Origin of the sequence: Arsukibacterium perlucidum DSM 18276 (assembly GCF_000382165.1) — a bacterium.
In the GTDB taxonomy this organism is placed as follows: domain Bacteria; phylum Pseudomonadota; class Gammaproteobacteria; order Enterobacterales; family Alteromonadaceae; genus Alishewanella; species Alishewanella perlucidum.
The window spans coordinates 146,352-162,998 of sequence record NZ_KB907702.1 but is presented as its reverse complement, the minus strand read 5'-3'; the positions used below and the strand labels follow the sequence as shown (position 1 = coordinate 162,998).

The following is a 16,647-nucleotide window of genomic DNA, read 5'->3' as shown; positions in this document are numbered from 1 at the left end:
AGCTTCCGATAGCCGCTCGCCATCGTATCTGTTCTAACTTAATCTGGCCAATCGTTTTAACTATTTAGCCATTTAACAATTTTCTAATGCACTGCTGCCCGGCAGCTCGGGGCTCAGGGCTGACTGTCCGTTGCTGCTTCTTCGGCAATAAATTGCGGCAGCGTGGCCAGGGTTTGTTGCCAGGTAAAGTTTTCCAGGATCCACTGGCGGTTAGCGCAGGGTGCCGGCGGCTGTTGCAACAAGCTCAGACAGGCCTGGCCAAAGCTTTCGGCGTCGTCTGCAATTATGGCGCCTGGCCCGGCCGGGGCATTAATGCCCTCCATTGCCATAGAGGTGCAAACCACAACTTTATTCATGGCCATCGCTTCCAGCACTTTATTCTGAATACCCCGTGCTATCAGCATCGGGGCAACTACAAACCGGGCATTGACAATGTAAGGCCTGATATCTTTAACCCGGCCGGATACCACAACACCAGCATGCCGGGTCAGCGCATTGACTTTGCTATCCGGCTTGCCACCAACAATCAGAAAATGCAGCTGTGGATGTTGTTGCTTAATTTGTGGCCAGATATTCTGGCAGAACCAGCAGACAGCATCAACATTTGCCCAGTAATCCATTGCCCCGGTAAACACGATAAAGTGCTCAGGTAATGCGCTGGCTTCAATTGGTTGCTCTGGATTAAAAAAGTCGGTATCGACCCCATTCAGGATGCTGTGCACCCGATGCTGCAATTCTAACGGCAGTAGCTGGCGAAAGGCTTTTGCTTCGTCATCGGAGACAAAAAGACTGGCGTTAAAACGCTGACAAATTGTTGTTTCGTATTGTTGTAACAGCCTGGCTTCGCGATGGTAGAACCAGCGTTTAAGCCCGCTGGATTTTTCTGCATACTGGCGCCACTTATCTGAATCGATATCAACAAAGTCGATAACCCTGGCCAAATCCTGGTATTTAGCGGCATCTACGTACTGAGCCATCGACGATGAATACACCAGAACCTTAGTGATCTGCTGGTCGTTGACTGTTTTTTTAACCCAGGAGCGCATTGCCGGCCTGAAGTAGTAAGGCATGGTAATGGCTTTATTCGTTAAAAACCCGGTTAAACCCCGCAGCATAGCTTGCCATTTACCCAGCTTGAGACAACAAACGCTTTTACACCATTGCTTAAGCTCAGGGATGTACTGCTGGTCAAAGGGATCATCATAAAAGCAGCCCAGATGAATATCATATTGCTTGCTAAGCGATTTCATCAGGTTGAATGAACGGATTTTATCACCTTTGTTCGGTGGGTAAGGGATCCGGTGCACCAGCAATAACAGTGCAGGCTTGCGCTGACTCATCCGGCACACTTCTGTGATAACGCTTTACAAAAGCCGGCTGCAGAAATTTTGATCTTCATATTTGTATTTCCCTTTGGGTCAGCTGTTTTTCCTGATGTAAGTTTATACATTGTTGCATTATGCTGTCTAACTGTTGCATTGATAAATGCCATTGATGATGCGTCAGCATTCGCTGCCGGCCTGCTTCAGCCAGTTGCTGGCGATAGCCCGGGTTACGCATCAGTTTTACCAGGGCGGTAACGTATTCTGCCGGCGAGTTAGCGATTAAAAAATGCTGGTTGGCAATGGCGTCAATACCACCTGCTGCCTGGTTACTGCACACAACCGGCACCCCCATGGCCATGGCTTCCAGAATTTTATTCTGGGTGCCTCTGGCAATATTAAGGGGTGCTACCATTGCCGCGGTATTAATAATATAGGGCCTGACATCAGCCACTGCACCGGTAACTATAATGCCGGGTAAATTTGCTAACGCACGAATAGCCGCGCTTGGTTCAGCACCGACGATATAAAAGGTAAGGTCGGGGATCTGCTCACGGATAAGCGGCAGAACCCGCCGGCAGAACTGCAGTATGGCTTCCTGGTTAGGGGGGTAATTCATTCTGCCAAGAAAGGAAATACTATGCGGCTGATACGACGCAGTACCGGGGCTGAAATAGTTCGTATCGACCCCATTCGGAAACCAGGCGGTTGGCACTGAGGTGTCATAGCTTTGTAAGGTAGCCAGTTCAGCTTTAGTGGTGCAACTGCATATATCAAACCGCTGCGCCAGGCGTTTTTCTGCCCGCAGCATTTTGCGGCCTTCCAGCCAGTATCCCAGATTTAATGGCAATGATTTAAAGGCACGGTAAGCCAGCCATTTATGCGAGTCCATGTCACCGAAATCCAGCAACTTAGGAATATCGGTTACCCTGCTGACATATTGCGCCATAAAAGCACCGTGGACGATTATCAGGTCAAATTTGTGTGCTTTGAGTAAGCCCTGAATATGCCAGTGCAGCTTGTGGCTGTAAAAGTAGCCCATTGATGATGGCGTTAGCAGCGGCAGGCGCAGCAGCATTCTGGCGATTTGCACCGGTTCTTTGACAACAGCTGCGTAATAATGCTGACAAAAGGCGTTAATACCCTCACCGGCATTGGCCTCTGCCTGATTGCGGGCTAGTGACGCAACATAAAGCTGATGACCCTGTTCGCTCAGGTGGCGGATCATATTAAAGGGCCGGATTTTGCCACGGTGCTCCGGCGGGTAGGGGAAGCGATGACAGACATACAATATTTTCATAAAGATGCCCTGATAGTTTCTGATATCTGACCGGCGCTTTGCCGGTCTAAATACAGCCGGCACCAGATTTCCAGGTTCATCAGCGCAAGCAAGTGATCGGTGTGGTCTTCCTGCTGGCTGAAATGCTGGTTGAGGGTTTGTTCAATCACAGACCAGTTTAATAAGCCCCGGCTTTCAATGGTTTCGCGATTGACAAATAACCGCAGCATCGCGGCCAATTCTTGTTTTAACCAGGCGCCAAGAGGTGCACCAAAGCCACGTTTCGGCCGATTAAGCATGCTGGCTGGTAATACATCGCTCAGCGATTCTTTCAGTAAATGTTTTAAGCGGCCGTTTTTGATGGCAAGGCTTTGTGGTATTTGGACAGCCAGCTCGACCATATTGTGATCCAGGAAGGGCACCCGGCACTCCAGTGAGTTTGCCATGGTCATTTTGTCTGTTAATAACAGCAAATCGTCAGGCAGCTGGCTTTGCCGGTCAGTGTCAAACATTCGCCACAGTTGCTCGCTGGCATGACTGAACTGATAGTGTTGTTTAATCATACTAACCGGTTTGTCGCCGCTTAACAGTTGCTCAGTTTGTTGCTGACTGAATACCTGCATGTAGCGCTGATAGCGGGTTGCATCGTCCAGTTCTGCCGACTGAATAAAGGTTTTGGTTAGCCGCAGAGTGTCAAGCAGCCTGGAGTGGCGATCACTGGGCAGTTTGCCTGCCAGCGGCACCAGCAGTTTTTGGCGTAACCACACCGGCAGCCGGCGGTATTTTTGTAAATAATGCTCACCAAGGTAGCGACGATAGCCGCCGAACAGCTCGTCGCTACCGACCCCGGATAAAATGACTTTTACTTCTTTGCGGGCGAATTCTGATACCAGATAGGTGGTGATAAAGGCACTGTCGGCAACCGGTTCGTCCATATGCCATAGTAATTTTGGCAACAGGCTGACGACATCGGGCTTTACCAGTATTTCCCGGTGGTCGGTACCAAATTGCTCGGCTACCGCCCGGGCGTAGGGCAGTTCGTTATAAAAGTTAGCGGCATCGCCGGTATCAAAACCTATGGCGTAGGTTTGTACCGGGCGTTGACTGTGTTTTGACATCAGCGCCACCATTGCGCTGGAGTCGACGCCGCCGGATAAAAAAGCGCCTGTCGGCACATCACTGACCATTTGCAACGATACTGTGGTTTCCAGTTGGGTGCGAATACGTCGGGCCCAGCTCTGTTCACTGATTTTATCTGTCTGGGCAAAATCAGGCTGCCAATACTGTTGCTGGCGGATACCTTTACTACTAACTAATAAATAGCTGGCAACCTCGAGTTTGGTAATACCTTTAAACATCGAGTAGGGCGCCGGCACATAACCAAGCTGTAAATATTGTTCGAGCGCTTGCGGGCAGATTGCTGCTTCGATACCCGGCAGGGTCAGAATGGCTTTGCTTTCGCTGGCAAATGCCAGATAGCCATCGTGCTGACACAGGTATAACGGCTTGATACCAAGCCGATCCCGGGCCAGCAATAGTTGCTGCCGATTGTTATCCCACAGGGCAAAGGCAAACATACCGTTTAAATGCTGCAGGCAATCAACACCATACTGCTGATAGAGCGCCAGAATAACTTCAACATCTGATTCAGTTTTAAAACTGTAACTGTCTGAAAGCGTAGCTTTCAACTGGCGATAGTTATAGATTTCACCATTGCATACCAGTACCAGACTACCATCACTATTACTGACAGGTTGCTTGCCGCCGGCTACATCAATAACAGCCAGCCTGCGCATACCCAGCGCCACGTTAGTGGTAAGGTAAGTTCCGCTGTCATCGGGGCCGCGGTGGCGGGTGATATCGGCCATTAATTCAAGCCAGCCGGCTGCAAACTGCTGTGGCCGCTTTAATGCAACAACTCCATAAATACCACTCATCAGGATTGTCTCAACTGCCGGCGCTGAAATATTTGATGCCACATTTTTAACTATCCTGTGGTAAATGGCCGCCAAGATACAACTGTCGGTAACCTCCGACCATGGTATCCAGACTAAATTTCTGCTCTGCTGCGGCTCTGGCATTTTCAGCCAGTTTTGACCAGGCAGCAGGAGCTTGCTGACATTGCAGCATCAGTTGCTGCAACTGTAACTTGTTGTTGCTGGCGAACAACCAACCGGTTTGTGCAGCCGCCAGCGGTCCGGCATTGACCAGTTCGGCGTTACCACCAACGTTACTGGCAATAACAGGCAAGCCACAGGCCATTGCTTCCAGAATAGTATTGGAAATACCTTCAGCCAAAGACGGCAGGACAAATACCGATAACTCCGGCAAGATACTGGCGATATCGCTGCGATCGCCAGGTAACCAGCACTGCTCATTCAGACCCGCCGTTGCCAACTGTTGTTGTAGTTGCGACCTGGCCGGGCCATCACCAATAATGACCAGTGCTGTTGCATTTTTAAATGCAGTATCCTGTTGGCACAGCTCAATATAAGCAGCCACCAGCAACTGTTGATTTTTTACATCTGCAATCCGGCCAACGCTGCCGAAAATGATTTTGTTGGCTAAAACCAGCTGCCCGGGCAAAACACTTTGTGGCTGTTTAGTGGGAGTGAAACGCCGGGTATCAACCCCATTACAAATTTGGCTAAGCCGGTCAGCTGGCACACCGACCACGTTTTGCAGATAGTTCCGGCCTTCCTGAGACAAACAGATATAGCGGTGAATTATGCTTTTAAATAGCTGTTTTAAAAACACATATTTTTTGTTCTGACCCGCAAGATCAGTTAAATCCCAGCCATGTTCGCCATGCACCCGCAGTGGCACCCGGGCCAGCAGTGCGGCTAACTGGTACTCCATTGCCGCTAAATTACGGCTATGGCAAATATCCGGTTTAAGTTGACGTAATAATCTGAAACAACGCCAAAAAGACCCTACATCGTGGCCAGGGCTTTTATTCAGACAAAATATTTGCACGTTATCGCGCTGGATCCGGGAAAAAAACGCCTGGTCATAGTCGGCTAAGCAGATGATGCTGTGCCGGAACTCTGCAGGATCGAGCTGATTAATTAAATTCACCACGCCATTTTCCAGACCACCGGTTCTGAAACTCCACAGCACGTGACAAATATGGACAGTCATGGCTGCTGCCCTTGCTGAGCCAGGTTGATTGGTTGCAGAGCGGCTGAATTTGCCGCGCTAATCAGCTCAAACCGTTGCGCTAGCACCTTGTTCAGAATGCTGCGGGCATGTTCGGTGTCGTCGTCATAATAGACGCTTATTGCATAAAAGCTGCCATGCTGGCTAATGTGCAGTACTTTGCCCAGTGCCTGCATCGCTGTAATGAAATAGGGATCGGCAGAGAAGTATTCACCGCTGCCATACCAGTACCAGAGTAATCTTTTCTGGCCATTTAACGCTCGTAAGTCAATTTCCTGCAACGATAATTGTTGATCACTGAATTGTAATTGACGGCGCTGGCTACTGGCAGGGGTCCAGCTTGCTGACTGATAAGGCTGATTATGCCAGCTGATTAATTTTTTATCGTCAGTATGTAAATAGAAAGCGCTGTAGAACAATATGTCATGGTCGTCATGCTGCCAGTTGCCGGTCAGTTGCGCCGAACTGTCAACAAACTTCGGCAGCGCGACTGATTCGGCGACTGGTGTCAGACTTTGTTCCAGCTTTTTGACATTATAAAAGGGCTGTGGCGACAATGGCGGCAGTAACAGATTAACCAGCAGTGGCATTAGCATTATGCTGAGGCCACTGATTAATACTGCTACAGGAGCAGGTTTAATTTGCGGGGCATTGTCCACAATTAATGGCGCCTGTTTGTCAGCAAAAAAGCCGCCGATAAAAAACATGATAAAAATGATAAAACCGAAGAACAGCCAGCCATAAATTAAATGGTCAACGCCTACTGCATATTTCATCTCTGTCAGTGATGCAATTAGCACAATGCCATAGGCCCGCAAACCATTTGCCAGGATAGGGACGATAACGGCGGCCAGACAAAATAGTAACTGTTTAGCTCTGCTGGTGTAGGTCAGGTAGGCGTAAAGTGTGCCCAGGGCAACTGAGGCAATTAAGTAGCGAATGCCGGAACAGGCCTCCGCCACCAGAAATAAACCTGTTGGCGTGGCTAAGTACAGGCCATCCCGGTAAACCGGGATCTGGCTCAATTGCAACACAGCAACAGTAATATCGGCGGTAATATCCTGTAGCCAGGGCACCAGATTATCGCCCATTGGCACCGCAAAAAGCAGGTATAACAGCGGAAACCGCAATAACTTCAGCAGTTGCCAGCCGCAACAAAGCCAAACCAGCACCGGCAGCATAAGCACCACGGCAAGCTGACTAACCACGTTAACTGCCACAGCGTCAGCAAAGTACCAGACGATTACCAGAGCAAATAATAGTGGCAATGCCAGGTAAGACGGTTGAAGCACTGTGGCGGCGATATGCTGACGTTTCCGCCATATTAAAAAGATACTGATTGGCAAAATAAGAATGCCATGGGCATAAGTGTCAGAACGCAACCAGATAGCGGCCATTGACCACAAGGTTTCAGCGAAGCAAAGCAACCAGGCCAGCAAAAACGCAGTTAAGGTAATAGCGTAGGAGCGTGCCGGTTTAGTTAAATGAGGCAGGTTAAAGTTAAGCATTACTACTACCCCAGATAACGTGAAATTTTGGGCCCTAGCCACTGACTAACCGCCAGCGGCAGCTTTTGCCATAGCTTAATAAATAGCTGATATTTAGGGTTGTTCGGGCTTAGGTTTGGCAGGTCACTGGCGTTAATTAGCTGGTATTGGTAATGCAGTTCTTCCGGCTGCATGCCCCAGTGTTTTTTATAGCTGTAAGCACCTGAATCGAGTTTACTTCTGCCAAAGTCATAGCTGTTGCAGCTGCGGTCTGCCCGGGCATGACACATCAACTGATAATACATAAAGTCGTTACTTTTCAGCTCCCGTGCGGCGCTGATACCACCGCCATAGTAGGGCAGAACCTGATCTTTATAATAAAAACTGAGGACGCTGGATACTGCTTTGCCATCTTTACGAACGGTCAGGATCTCGGCATCATCACCAAATACATTTAGCAGAGATTGAAAATAAGCTTTACTGAACACCGGAGTGCCAAGGTTGCGGACACTTTCAGCATACGTTCGGTAAAAGTAATCTAAATTCTGCTCAAGATTGAAACTCAGCTGCTGATTAAGTGATTGACGGATCACTGCCCGTTGTTTCTTCTTAATGCCGGCGAGGATTTCAGCGTCATTTTCTGCTAACGGGCACTGGAAGGTGGCATGCTGAATTCGGGTTGTTAACTGATTATTTTGTGGCTGGCGGTAACGGAGTTCCAGGTGGTCAACCCCGAGCTCATTTGCCAGTGAAATAGCACTCTGCTCAAGATGGCGTTTAACCTCATCCGGACCTATTGCCCCACCATAAACACAAAATGGTGTTGATATTAACGCATCGCCAAATAAGCGGCTTTTAACCCGGGCAAGTGGCAATACACCAACAATCTGCTGTTCCAGGGTGGCATACAGGTAAAAGCCCTGATGCCCCAGATCTGCCAGCACCTGCTGCCAGCCCGCCAGATGAAAAAAGCTACCGTCAACGCTGCTTTTTACAAAATTATCCCAATCCGCACTGCGCTTGTCATTCAGCGCTAAGCCTGATACCTGATACATGCTAATCCTTAGCTTTTAAAATAAGGTTGGTACACTTCGTTTACTGAGCGCCAATTAAAATCCTGCAGCAGACAACCTATTTTTGCTTCCATTTTGCTTAAATTAACATAATGGCGAAACCGAGACTTCAGTGGTGCGCCGGGTACCCGCGGCTGATCCGGGTCAATTTCCCACGGATGGCAGTAAAACATATAAGGAATATCCTTTTGTTTTACGTAACGGGAAATAAGCCGACGGGTTAACCAATAGGGAAGTAACCGAAAATAACCGCCACCAGCAATAGGCAGTTGTCTGCCCAACATAGAAAGTACAGGCATTGGGCATTCCCAAATCCCTTCTTGCCGCATATAAGGTTGCTGGGGCCAGTCTGGGGTTCCATATAAATCATGAATAACCGGGTAAGTGCTGGAACTGTATTGATAGCCGGCTTGTTGCAGGGCAGCGAAAGCCCATTCATTTTGTTTACCAATAGAGAAACTTGGCGCACGATATCCTGTTACCGCATTACCTGTTAACTCTTCAAGCAGGTTTTTGGCGCGACTGACATCTTGCAGAAACTCTTGCGGGCTCTGGCTGGTCGCCTTGCTATGGTTATAACCATGGCTGGCTATCTCATGGCCGCGCTGATGGATGTCCCGGACCAGCTGTGGAAAGCGTTCTGCCACCCAACCCAACATAAAAAAAGTGGCTTTTGCCTGATGGGTATCAAACAGATCCAGTAGCTGATTAGTATTAGTTTCTACCCTGGCTGGCATACTATCCCAGTCGGCCGGGGCAATGTTGCGCTCAAAGGCAGCAACATGAAAATAATCTTCAACATCCACGGTCAGAGCACTGAACACGGTACTACGTTTATCCATTATTACTAACGCCCCTTCCCAAATAAGACAATTTCAACTGTGCGAATTAAAATCATCAGATCAAGCAATAAACTGCGGTGTTTGATGTAGTACAGGTCAAACTTCAGCTTTTCCTGGGCATCTTCAGCGGTGGCGCCGTACGGATATTTGAGCTGGGCCCAGCCGGTCAGGCCCGGTTTAACGTTGTGACGCTGACTGTAATAAGGGATATCTTTCACCAGTTCGTTAACAAACTCTGGCCGCTCGGGTCTTGGGCCAACGAACCCCATTTCGCCTTTTAACACATTCATCAGCTGGGGTAATTCGTCAATCCGGTATTTACGAATATACTTACCAACCCGGGTTACCCGGTCATCATCTGCACTGGCCCAACGGGCACCGTTTTTCTCAGCGTCAGGTTTCATGCTGCGAAACTTAAGAATGTAAAAGGGCTTGCCGTCAAATCCTACTCTTACCTGGCGATAAAACACGGAGGCTCCGGTTTTACGGCCATCTTCAAGATAAATAAGCAGGGCAGTCAGCAGCATGATCGGCCAGGTTACAGCCAGCATCAGTACCGCCAGCACCAGATTGAGTTTGTAATCAAGGTTGGTTTTAAAGCGCTGGTTTAAATCCAGACCATTACCATAAATTATCCAGCTCGGATAAATAAGATTGACCGCAATCTGGCCGGTTTCACGTTCAATAAAGTCGAGGATTTCAATTACTTCAATGCCGCGGCTTTTACATTTAAATAAATCTTCAACCGGCAACATGTTGCGTCGCTCGTCACAGGCAATAACTAACTGGTCAATACCGTTGTCAATCACATACTGAAACAAGTTATCTTTGTAGTCGAAGGTGATCAGTTTTTCGGCCGGGATACAGGCTGATTTGTCACCATCAATATGGGCAAAGCCGACTATTTCAAAAAAGCGCTTGTCGACGTTGCGTCGCATTCTGCGTTCGATGATAGAAGCGCGTTCACCGGCGCCTAATACCAGAATACGGCGGCGACTGATCCGGGTAATGTCGTTATAGTGAAACAACGCTCTGAACGCGGTCAGGCTGAATAAGGCGAAGATTGATGCAACAGCCAGATATAACGCGCTGATATGCAAAAAAGGAAACAGGTTAAATACAATGCCTTCCAGCAACAGCGCACTAAATAGCAGTGTTATCAAAACACGCTTAATGATACCGCCGTGGCTTTCTCTTAGCTTTTGATCATACAAACCCACAGACAACGCACACAACATTACTGTTGCTGCGAACAGGGATGCATTAATCAATCGATAATCGAGTGGAATATGTGGGTTAAGGTTATTGTATAAATAACTGGCCAGTAAACTTGATAAACATAGCAGAGACACTTCGCTTAACAGGAACAGTTTGTCAGCGATGGTACTTTTTCCGTGGCGGCGATACGTGCCCATAACGACTTCCTTGTGCGTTTGTTGCTTATGCAGAGCTTTGTGCAGAGCTTCCGACTACTACACAGTGCTGTCTAATTTAGCCTAAAAATCGTGCTATATCTAGAACTATGTAAAAATTTAATTTTCAAAAATACAGCACAAGAGTAAAGTTTTGCGTTATATTATGCTCGCAGCAAACAAAAGGACGCGTTTTATGATTGCAAACCGACTCTTAGCGGCACTGGTATTGGTGCTGGTTATACTAAGTTCTATCACTGCTTGTTCCAGCAACAGGCAATTGCCCCGTGCCACAGTGCAGAAATCTCTGACCACTTCGGTATCAAACTATCAGTATCTGGTTGGCCCTAACGACAGCTTGACTATCTTTGTCTGGCGCAATCCTGAATTGTCCGGCAGCTTTATTGTCAGGCCTGATGGTAAAATTTCTACCTCATTGGTTGAAGATGTTCCGGTGAGCGGTAAAACGCCGACTCAGATTGCCCGTGATATGGAGCAAATACTGGGTAAATATATACGTGACCCGGTAGTTACGGTTTCTGTTACTAATTTCGTCGGCCCCTACAGTGAGCAGGTAAGGGTTATTGGCGAAGCCACGAATCCGCAGGCCATTAGTTACCGGGAATATATGACGGTACTTGACCTGATGATAGCTGTTGGTGGTTTGACAGACTTCGCTGATGGTAACGGCGCTAAATTGGTGCGAACCAGCAGTGGTGGCCAGGTGACCTATAGCCTGCGACTGGACGATTTAATCCGCGATGGCAACATTAGTGCCAATGTGGATATTCTGCCAGGTGACATTGTGATTATCCCTGAAGCATGGTTTTAGTATTTGATCGACTGGCAATAATGGATATGTTGTTCACGGAGGATAGATGAGAGAGTTGCAACAGGCGATAGAGCTGCTTCATACCTATATGCAGGGTATTTGGCTGCGCCGGCGTTATATCGTAATTACAGCCTGGCTGGTGTGTCCGGTGGGATGGTTTTATGTCTACAGCCTGCCACCGACCTATGAGGCGAATGCCAAACTTTTTGTTGAAACCCGCACTTTTCTCGAGCCATTGCTGCGCGGTCTTGCCCTTAGAAGCAATACCGATCAGGAAATACAGTTAATGGCCAGAACACTGTTAAGCCGGCCCAATCTGGAAAAAATTGCCAGAGCAACAGATCTTGATATTCAGGCGAAAAATGAGAAGCAATTTGAGTCTTTAATTGATTCTCTGCAGAAGAATATTAAAATTTCTGGTTCTGGCAGAGAAAATATTTACGTCATTTCTTACAGCAATCCGGTACCCCAGCGGGCGTTAAGTGTGGTGCAGGAAACCCTGAATACATTTGTTGAGAACCGTTTAGGGTCGAGCAGGGCAGACTCTCAGGCGGCTGAAAGCTTTTTAAATAGCGAAATTGCTGAATATGAAAACCGGCTGGTTGAAGCGGAATTGCGCTTATCTGACTTTAAAAAGAACCGGATGGCCATGCTGCAAGGCAATGAAACCGATTATTACAGCCAGTTGACTCAGGAAAAGCGCCGGCTTGAAGCGGCAAGGCTGGAACTTAAAGAGCAGGAAACACGTTTGGCATCGGCCAGAAGTCAGTTAACCGGCGAAGAGCCGGTATTTGGCGTGATGCCTTTTGCTGGTGGTAATGGCGGTGTCGCAACCCAGTTTGATGAACGGATCCGTAGCTTGTCTGCTCAGTTAGATGGCTTACTTATTCGTTACACTGAAAATCATCCGGATGTACTGGAAACCAAGCGGTTGCTGGAACGGTTGAAGAGTCAGCGTGAAGAAGAGTTACAACTTGTTGCCAGCAGTATGCCGGAAGGAAGAACTGGCAACAGTTTTAACCAGAACCCGGTTTATCAGGAGCTACGGATAAATGTAGCCCGGCTGGAAACTGAAGTAGCGTCAAGCCGGGTGCGGGTTCAGGCTTATGCGGATCAGGTAGAAGATTTGGAAAGTAAACTTAACCTTATTCCGGAAATTGAGGCTGAATTTACCGGCCTTAATCGTGATTATCAGATTACAAAATCTAAATATGAAGCTTTATTAGGCAAGCGCGAGCAAGCTGAATTATCTCGTCGGGCAGAAGCGACTGAACAAGACGTGCAATTTAATATTATTGAGCCACCACGAGTGCCCTTAACTCCTTCTGGTCCGCCACGAGGAATGCTGTATACCCTGGTGTTGTTGTTAGGGGTCGCTGCCGGCATCGCGATGGCATTCTTACGCAGTCTAATTTCACCTGTTTTATCCCGGGCTTCTCAGCTGCAGAGTATTACGGATATACCGGTATTTGGTGTGGTATCTCATACCGAAAAAGGCGCTATTTTAAAGCAGGTAAGGCTGCACTTTGTCTACTTTACCGCGCTAAGCGGGGCACTGGTATTATGTTACCTGGCGTTGTTGAGTAATGAGATGTTGTTTGGCCGCTCAGCCGAGATGTTGTTAAGGGTGATCCGATGAGTACTATTGAAAAAGCGGTAACTAAGTTAAATCGAGATAGCACTGGCCAGACTGACAATAACGGGCAGCAGAATACCCAGCAAGTGCAGGGTGTTGCTGAAAATATTGATGAACAAACAGCGCAACATACAAGTGTTCCTGAAGCTACCGTTGCCAGGGATGCTTCAATACATACTGTGCAGTTAGATTTGGCGTCACTTGAGAAAAGAAACTTTGTTTCGCTGTCTAAAGAGCGCCGGCTGATCAACGAAGAATACCGGGTGATTAAGCGTAAACTTATTAACAATGCGTTTGGTGTTTTAAGTAAAACACTGCACCATCCTAATTTGATCCTGGTTAGTAGTTCCAGACCAGGTGAGGGTAAAACGTTCTCGTCAATTAATCTGGCGCTTAGTATTGCGTTGGAACAGGACAAAACAGTGTTGCTGGTTGATGCTGATGTGTTGCGGCCTAATATCAGTAAAACGCTTAATATCAGTCATAGCTTAGGGCTGACAGATTATTTGCAGTCAGCCGATGTGACGGTACCTGACATTCTGCTGAGCACTAATGTGGAACGACTGAAAATTATTACTGCCGGCTCGCCGCATCATTTATCGACTGAGTTGCTTGCCAGTGAGCGAATGACGCAACTGGTAAATGAGTTTGCTACCCGCTACTCTGATCGTATCGTTATTTTTGATGCCCCGCCGTTGCTTGGCGTTAACGAAACGGCGGTAATGGCGGCAATGTGCGGTCAGGCGGTGGTAGTGGTGGAAGAGAACCGTACCCGTCTGGCAGAGATTGAGCAGTCGGTATCATTATTGCCAAAAGAAATGGCAGTGGGCTTCCTGATTAATAAAGCACACCGGAACCAGGGAAAAGGTTATGGTTATGGCTATTACTATGGCGCAAGTTAAGCCGCGACAATTTGTAACGTGCTGTGGCTTGTTAATAACCTCGATGGTTGCAACGTGGCCGGCGATGGCGGTGGAAACTACAATAACGCCGCAGATCCGGGCCAGCAGTTATGCATACCAGATTGACCAGTTTGATACAGACGGTACTGATGACGGTCTGGCGCTGGCTTTGTCGCCGTCAATAGATTTTTCATTAAGCTCTAAAGTACTGCAAACCCGTTTTAGCTGGCAACATGAGTCGTTGTTTTATGAAGACAGCCAGCGCAGTAACCGCAGCTACGATGAGTTCAGCTTTAGTAATGTCTTGTCGTTATACCAGGACCGGTTAACGTGGGGGATTAACGCCCGCAATAGTTATCAGGTTCGTAACACCCAAAATGGTGTTTTTAGCGATAAAATTACTGCCGGTGGCGAGCTTAGTGAAGCCACTTCTTATGGCAGTTTCCTTAACCTTGCCACCGCATCATACAGTGATCTGAACGCTGTTTTGAGGCTGGAATATAACCACAGCGAAAGTGACAGGCCCGATGTTGATGACGGCTTGCCGGCATTTGACAGTGACAACTATCGTGCCGGATTACTTCTTGCCAGCCGTGATCGTTCCAAAACAGCTTTCTGGCGGCTTGAAGGCGCCCTTGGTAAAACTGAGCGCCGGGACATTCGTCCTTACGACAACCGGCTAGCGCAAGCGTTGATTGGCTTACCACTGTTCTCGCGTTTATCATTAATTGGTCGGGGTAGTTACGAGTACACCGATAACAATAACTTTTACCAGAATGAGTTTGCTTCATATGGCGCAGGTATTGAACTTAAGTTAGGCCGGGTATCCTGGGTAAACGTTTCCTTTAACAGTTCGACAACCAAGCGCTTTGATGAAGAAGATGAAGATAATACGTACTGGGCCACGGAGTTTTATCTGGCACCAAGCCGACGGACGTCGCTGGAAGGCTCGTTTGATCGCCGCTATTTTGGCCGGACCGCCAATCTTGCCGGCCAGTACAATGTTCGCGCCTTAACAATGCGTTTAAGCGTAACCGACACGGTGCAAACGCAGACCTTTTTAGACCGTGAGTTGATAGATTTGGGTATTTTTGTCTGTCCTCAAACGGCAATTGAGTTTACCGACTGTTTCCGTCCGCCAAATGCCAACTACATACCGTTACCCGGTGAGTCATACCAGCAGGCGTTTGATGTCGGGCTTGAACTTGATCAGGAGTTGGTATTGCGCCGCTCAGCTACTTTTGCACTGGGTTACAGTAAGCGGCGACTCAGCGTAAATTTAGTGATGAATGTCAGTGATACTGAATATGTTGAGCGTAACGAAGAGCAAGAAGGTCGCAGTATAAACTTAAACACGGGCTGGCGGTTGTCTGAACGAAGCAGTATTAATGCGGCGCTACGGGTGTATCAGATTGATTACGAGTTTGCTAATCGCGAAGACGACAATATTCTGATGTCAGTAGGATATGACATGACGCTTACAGAGCATTCAGAAATGTCATTGTCGCTGCGCAGGATAGAGCGGAATTCTAATATAGACCGCTTTAATGGCAGTGAAAACCGGCTGTGGCTAACCTATATTTATAATTTTTAACAGTTAGCCACGGCAGTTTTGTTAATTGCTGAACTTAGTTTTCTTTATGCTGGCCGTCTACCAGCAATTGCTTTTGTTTTTTCAGTAGCTGGTCGAGTTCTTTTGCCAGCTTAACTTTCTGTTCTAATGAGCTGTCTAACATTGCGTTAATATCTGACAGCATTGCCGGTTTAGTGTCAGCTGGCTTAGTTTCTGTTATCTGCTGCGGTGGCACCTGATTAGCTACTTCCTGTGATAGTTCGCTGACGACAGCCAGCAAATCTTTCTCCCCGATAGTTGTTAGCTCTTCCAGATAGCCATATAGCATAACCCTGTCCATCAACAGGTTTATTTTTCTGGGGATACCACGACTAAACTGCTGAATATGTAGGTAGCAGTCGTCTTCGATTAAACCTGCTTTTGCCCCTGCCTGATTCAACCTGAATTCAATATAAGCGCGTGTTTCGTCGGTTTGTAAAGCTGTCAGATTAGATGACGCTATAATGCGCTGCCGGAATTGCTCCATATTGGGTGCCTGAATAATAGGGTTAAGTTCATTCTGGCCCAGTAAAAAGCTTTGCAGCAGCGGTTTGCCATTGACCTGAAAATTAGACAACATTCTTAACTCTTCAATCGATTCGAGTGGCAGATTCTGAGCCTCATCCACGATCAACAGGGCACGACGGTGCTGGGCGTGCAGACGCTTTAAGTAGCTGTAAATTGCATCCAGATAGCTGGCTTTATTTTGCTCGGTTACCACCAGGTTAAAGCTTGATGCAATCATTCTGATCAGATTATCAGGCGACAACTTTGATGTGACAATTTGCTTGGCGATAATTTCGTCTTGATTAAGCTGATTAAGGAGCTGATTAGCAATGGTCGTTTTGCCGGTACCAACATCACCGGTAATAACGATAAAACCTTCACCCTGGGTTAAACCATATTGCAGATAAGCAAGGGCGCGCTTGTGTAATTTACTGGCAAAAAACCAGTTGGGATTCGGTGTAAGCTGAAAAGGGCGCTGATTTAAACCATAGTAGGATTCGTACATAGTAATGTCCTTATTAATAAGTGAGCAGGTATTCAAATGATTATCCTTGATCTTTGAATACAGCTCTGCAAATGCACTA

At 47.5% G+C, this 16,647-nt stretch carries 13 protein-coding genes; 4 read left to right on the top strand and 9 right to left on the bottom strand.

Going from position 1 to position 16,647, the window contains the following annotated elements:
• Positions 1-113: 113 nt before the first annotated feature.
• The 8 genes from H141_RS0102285 to H141_RS0102250 are packed head-to-tail and all read right to left on the bottom strand — an operon-like array spanning position 114 to position 10,577.
• Entirely contained in the window at positions 114-1,340 is a 1,227-nt protein-coding gene (locus H141_RS0102285; protein WP_019674624.1) for a TIGR03087 family PEP-CTERM/XrtA system glycosyltransferase, read from the bottom strand.
• Positions 1,341-1,395: 55 nt separating this feature from the next.
• Positions 1,396-2,622: a TIGR03087 family PEP-CTERM/XrtA system glycosyltransferase gene (locus H141_RS0102280; RefSeq protein WP_019674623.1), complete on the bottom strand. Its 1,227-nt coding sequence runs from the start codon at positions 2,620-2,622 to the stop codon at positions 1,396-1,398.
• Entirely contained in the window at positions 2,619-4,580 is a 1,962-nt protein-coding gene (gene asnB, locus H141_RS0102275; RefSeq protein ID WP_019674622.1) for an asparagine synthase (glutamine-hydrolyzing), read from the bottom strand. The genes H141_RS0102280 and asnB overlap by 4 nt, the downstream gene beginning before the upstream one ends.
• 4 nt (positions 4,581-4,584) lie before the next feature.
• Positions 4,585-5,742, bottom strand: a complete 1,158-nt coding sequence (locus H141_RS0102270) for a TIGR03088 family PEP-CTERM/XrtA system glycosyltransferase (RefSeq protein ID WP_019674621.1) — start codon at positions 5,740-5,742, stop codon at positions 4,585-4,587.
• A complete protein-coding gene (gene xrtA, locus H141_RS0102265; RefSeq protein WP_019674620.1) occupies positions 5,739-7,268 on the bottom strand; it encodes an exosortase A in 1,530 nt (509 codons plus the stop codon). Before xrtA ends, H141_RS0102270 begins: the two co-directional genes overlap by 4 nt.
• Before the next feature lie 5 nt (positions 7,269-7,273).
• Positions 7,274-8,302, bottom strand: coding sequence for a FemAB family XrtA/PEP-CTERM system-associated protein (locus H141_RS0102260; protein ID WP_019674619.1), 1,029 nt, complete (start codon positions 8,300-8,302; stop codon positions 7,274-7,276).
• 8 nt (positions 8,303-8,310) lie between these two features.
• Positions 8,311-9,162: an XrtA system polysaccharide deacetylase gene (locus H141_RS0102255; protein WP_019674618.1), complete on the bottom strand. Its 852-nt coding sequence runs from the start codon at positions 9,160-9,162 to the stop codon at positions 8,311-8,313.
• A gap of 5 nt (positions 9,163-9,167) precedes the next feature.
• Complete coding sequence (locus H141_RS0102250) at positions 9,168-10,577, bottom strand: TIGR03013 family XrtA/PEP-CTERM system glycosyltransferase (RefSeq protein WP_019674617.1); 1,410 nt, start codon at positions 10,575-10,577, stop codon at positions 9,168-9,170.
• Between the two features lie 193 nt (positions 10,578-10,770).
• On the opposite strand from H141_RS0102250, the gene H141_RS0102245 reads away from it, so the two are divergent.
• From H141_RS0102245 to H141_RS0102230, 4 genes are read left to right on the top strand one after another with little or no spacing between them, the layout of a single operon-like run.
• On the top strand, positions 10,771-11,406 hold the full coding sequence (locus H141_RS0102245) for an XrtA/PEP-CTERM system exopolysaccharide export protein (protein WP_019674616.1): 636 nt from the start codon (positions 10,771-10,773) through the stop codon (positions 11,404-11,406).
• Positions 11,407-11,452: 46 nt separating this feature from the next.
• Positions 11,453-13,045 carry an XrtA system polysaccharide chain length determinant gene (locus H141_RS0102240; protein ID WP_019674615.1) on the top strand — a complete coding sequence of 531 codons (1,593 nt, stop codon included), beginning with the start codon at positions 11,453-11,455 and terminating at the stop codon, positions 13,043-13,045.
• Positions 13,042-13,944 carry an XrtA-associated tyrosine autokinase gene (locus H141_RS0102235; protein WP_019674614.1) on the top strand — a complete coding sequence of 301 codons (903 nt, stop codon included), beginning with the start codon at positions 13,042-13,044 and terminating at the stop codon, positions 13,942-13,944. The genes H141_RS0102240 and H141_RS0102235 overlap by 4 nt, the downstream gene beginning before the upstream one ends.
• Complete coding sequence (locus H141_RS0102230; RefSeq protein ID WP_026349175.1) at positions 13,919-15,538, top strand: porin family protein; 1,620 nt, start codon at positions 13,919-13,921, stop codon at positions 15,536-15,538. Before H141_RS0102235 ends, H141_RS0102230 begins: the two co-directional genes overlap by 26 nt.
• A gap of 34 nt (positions 15,539-15,572) precedes the next feature.
• Here the strand turns inward: H141_RS0102230 and H141_RS0102225 are convergent, their stop codons facing one another.
• A complete protein-coding gene (locus tag H141_RS0102225) occupies positions 15,573-16,568 on the bottom strand; it encodes an ExeA family protein (protein WP_019674612.1) in 996 nt (331 codons plus the stop codon).
• Between the last annotated feature and the right edge of the window lie 79 nt (positions 16,569-16,647).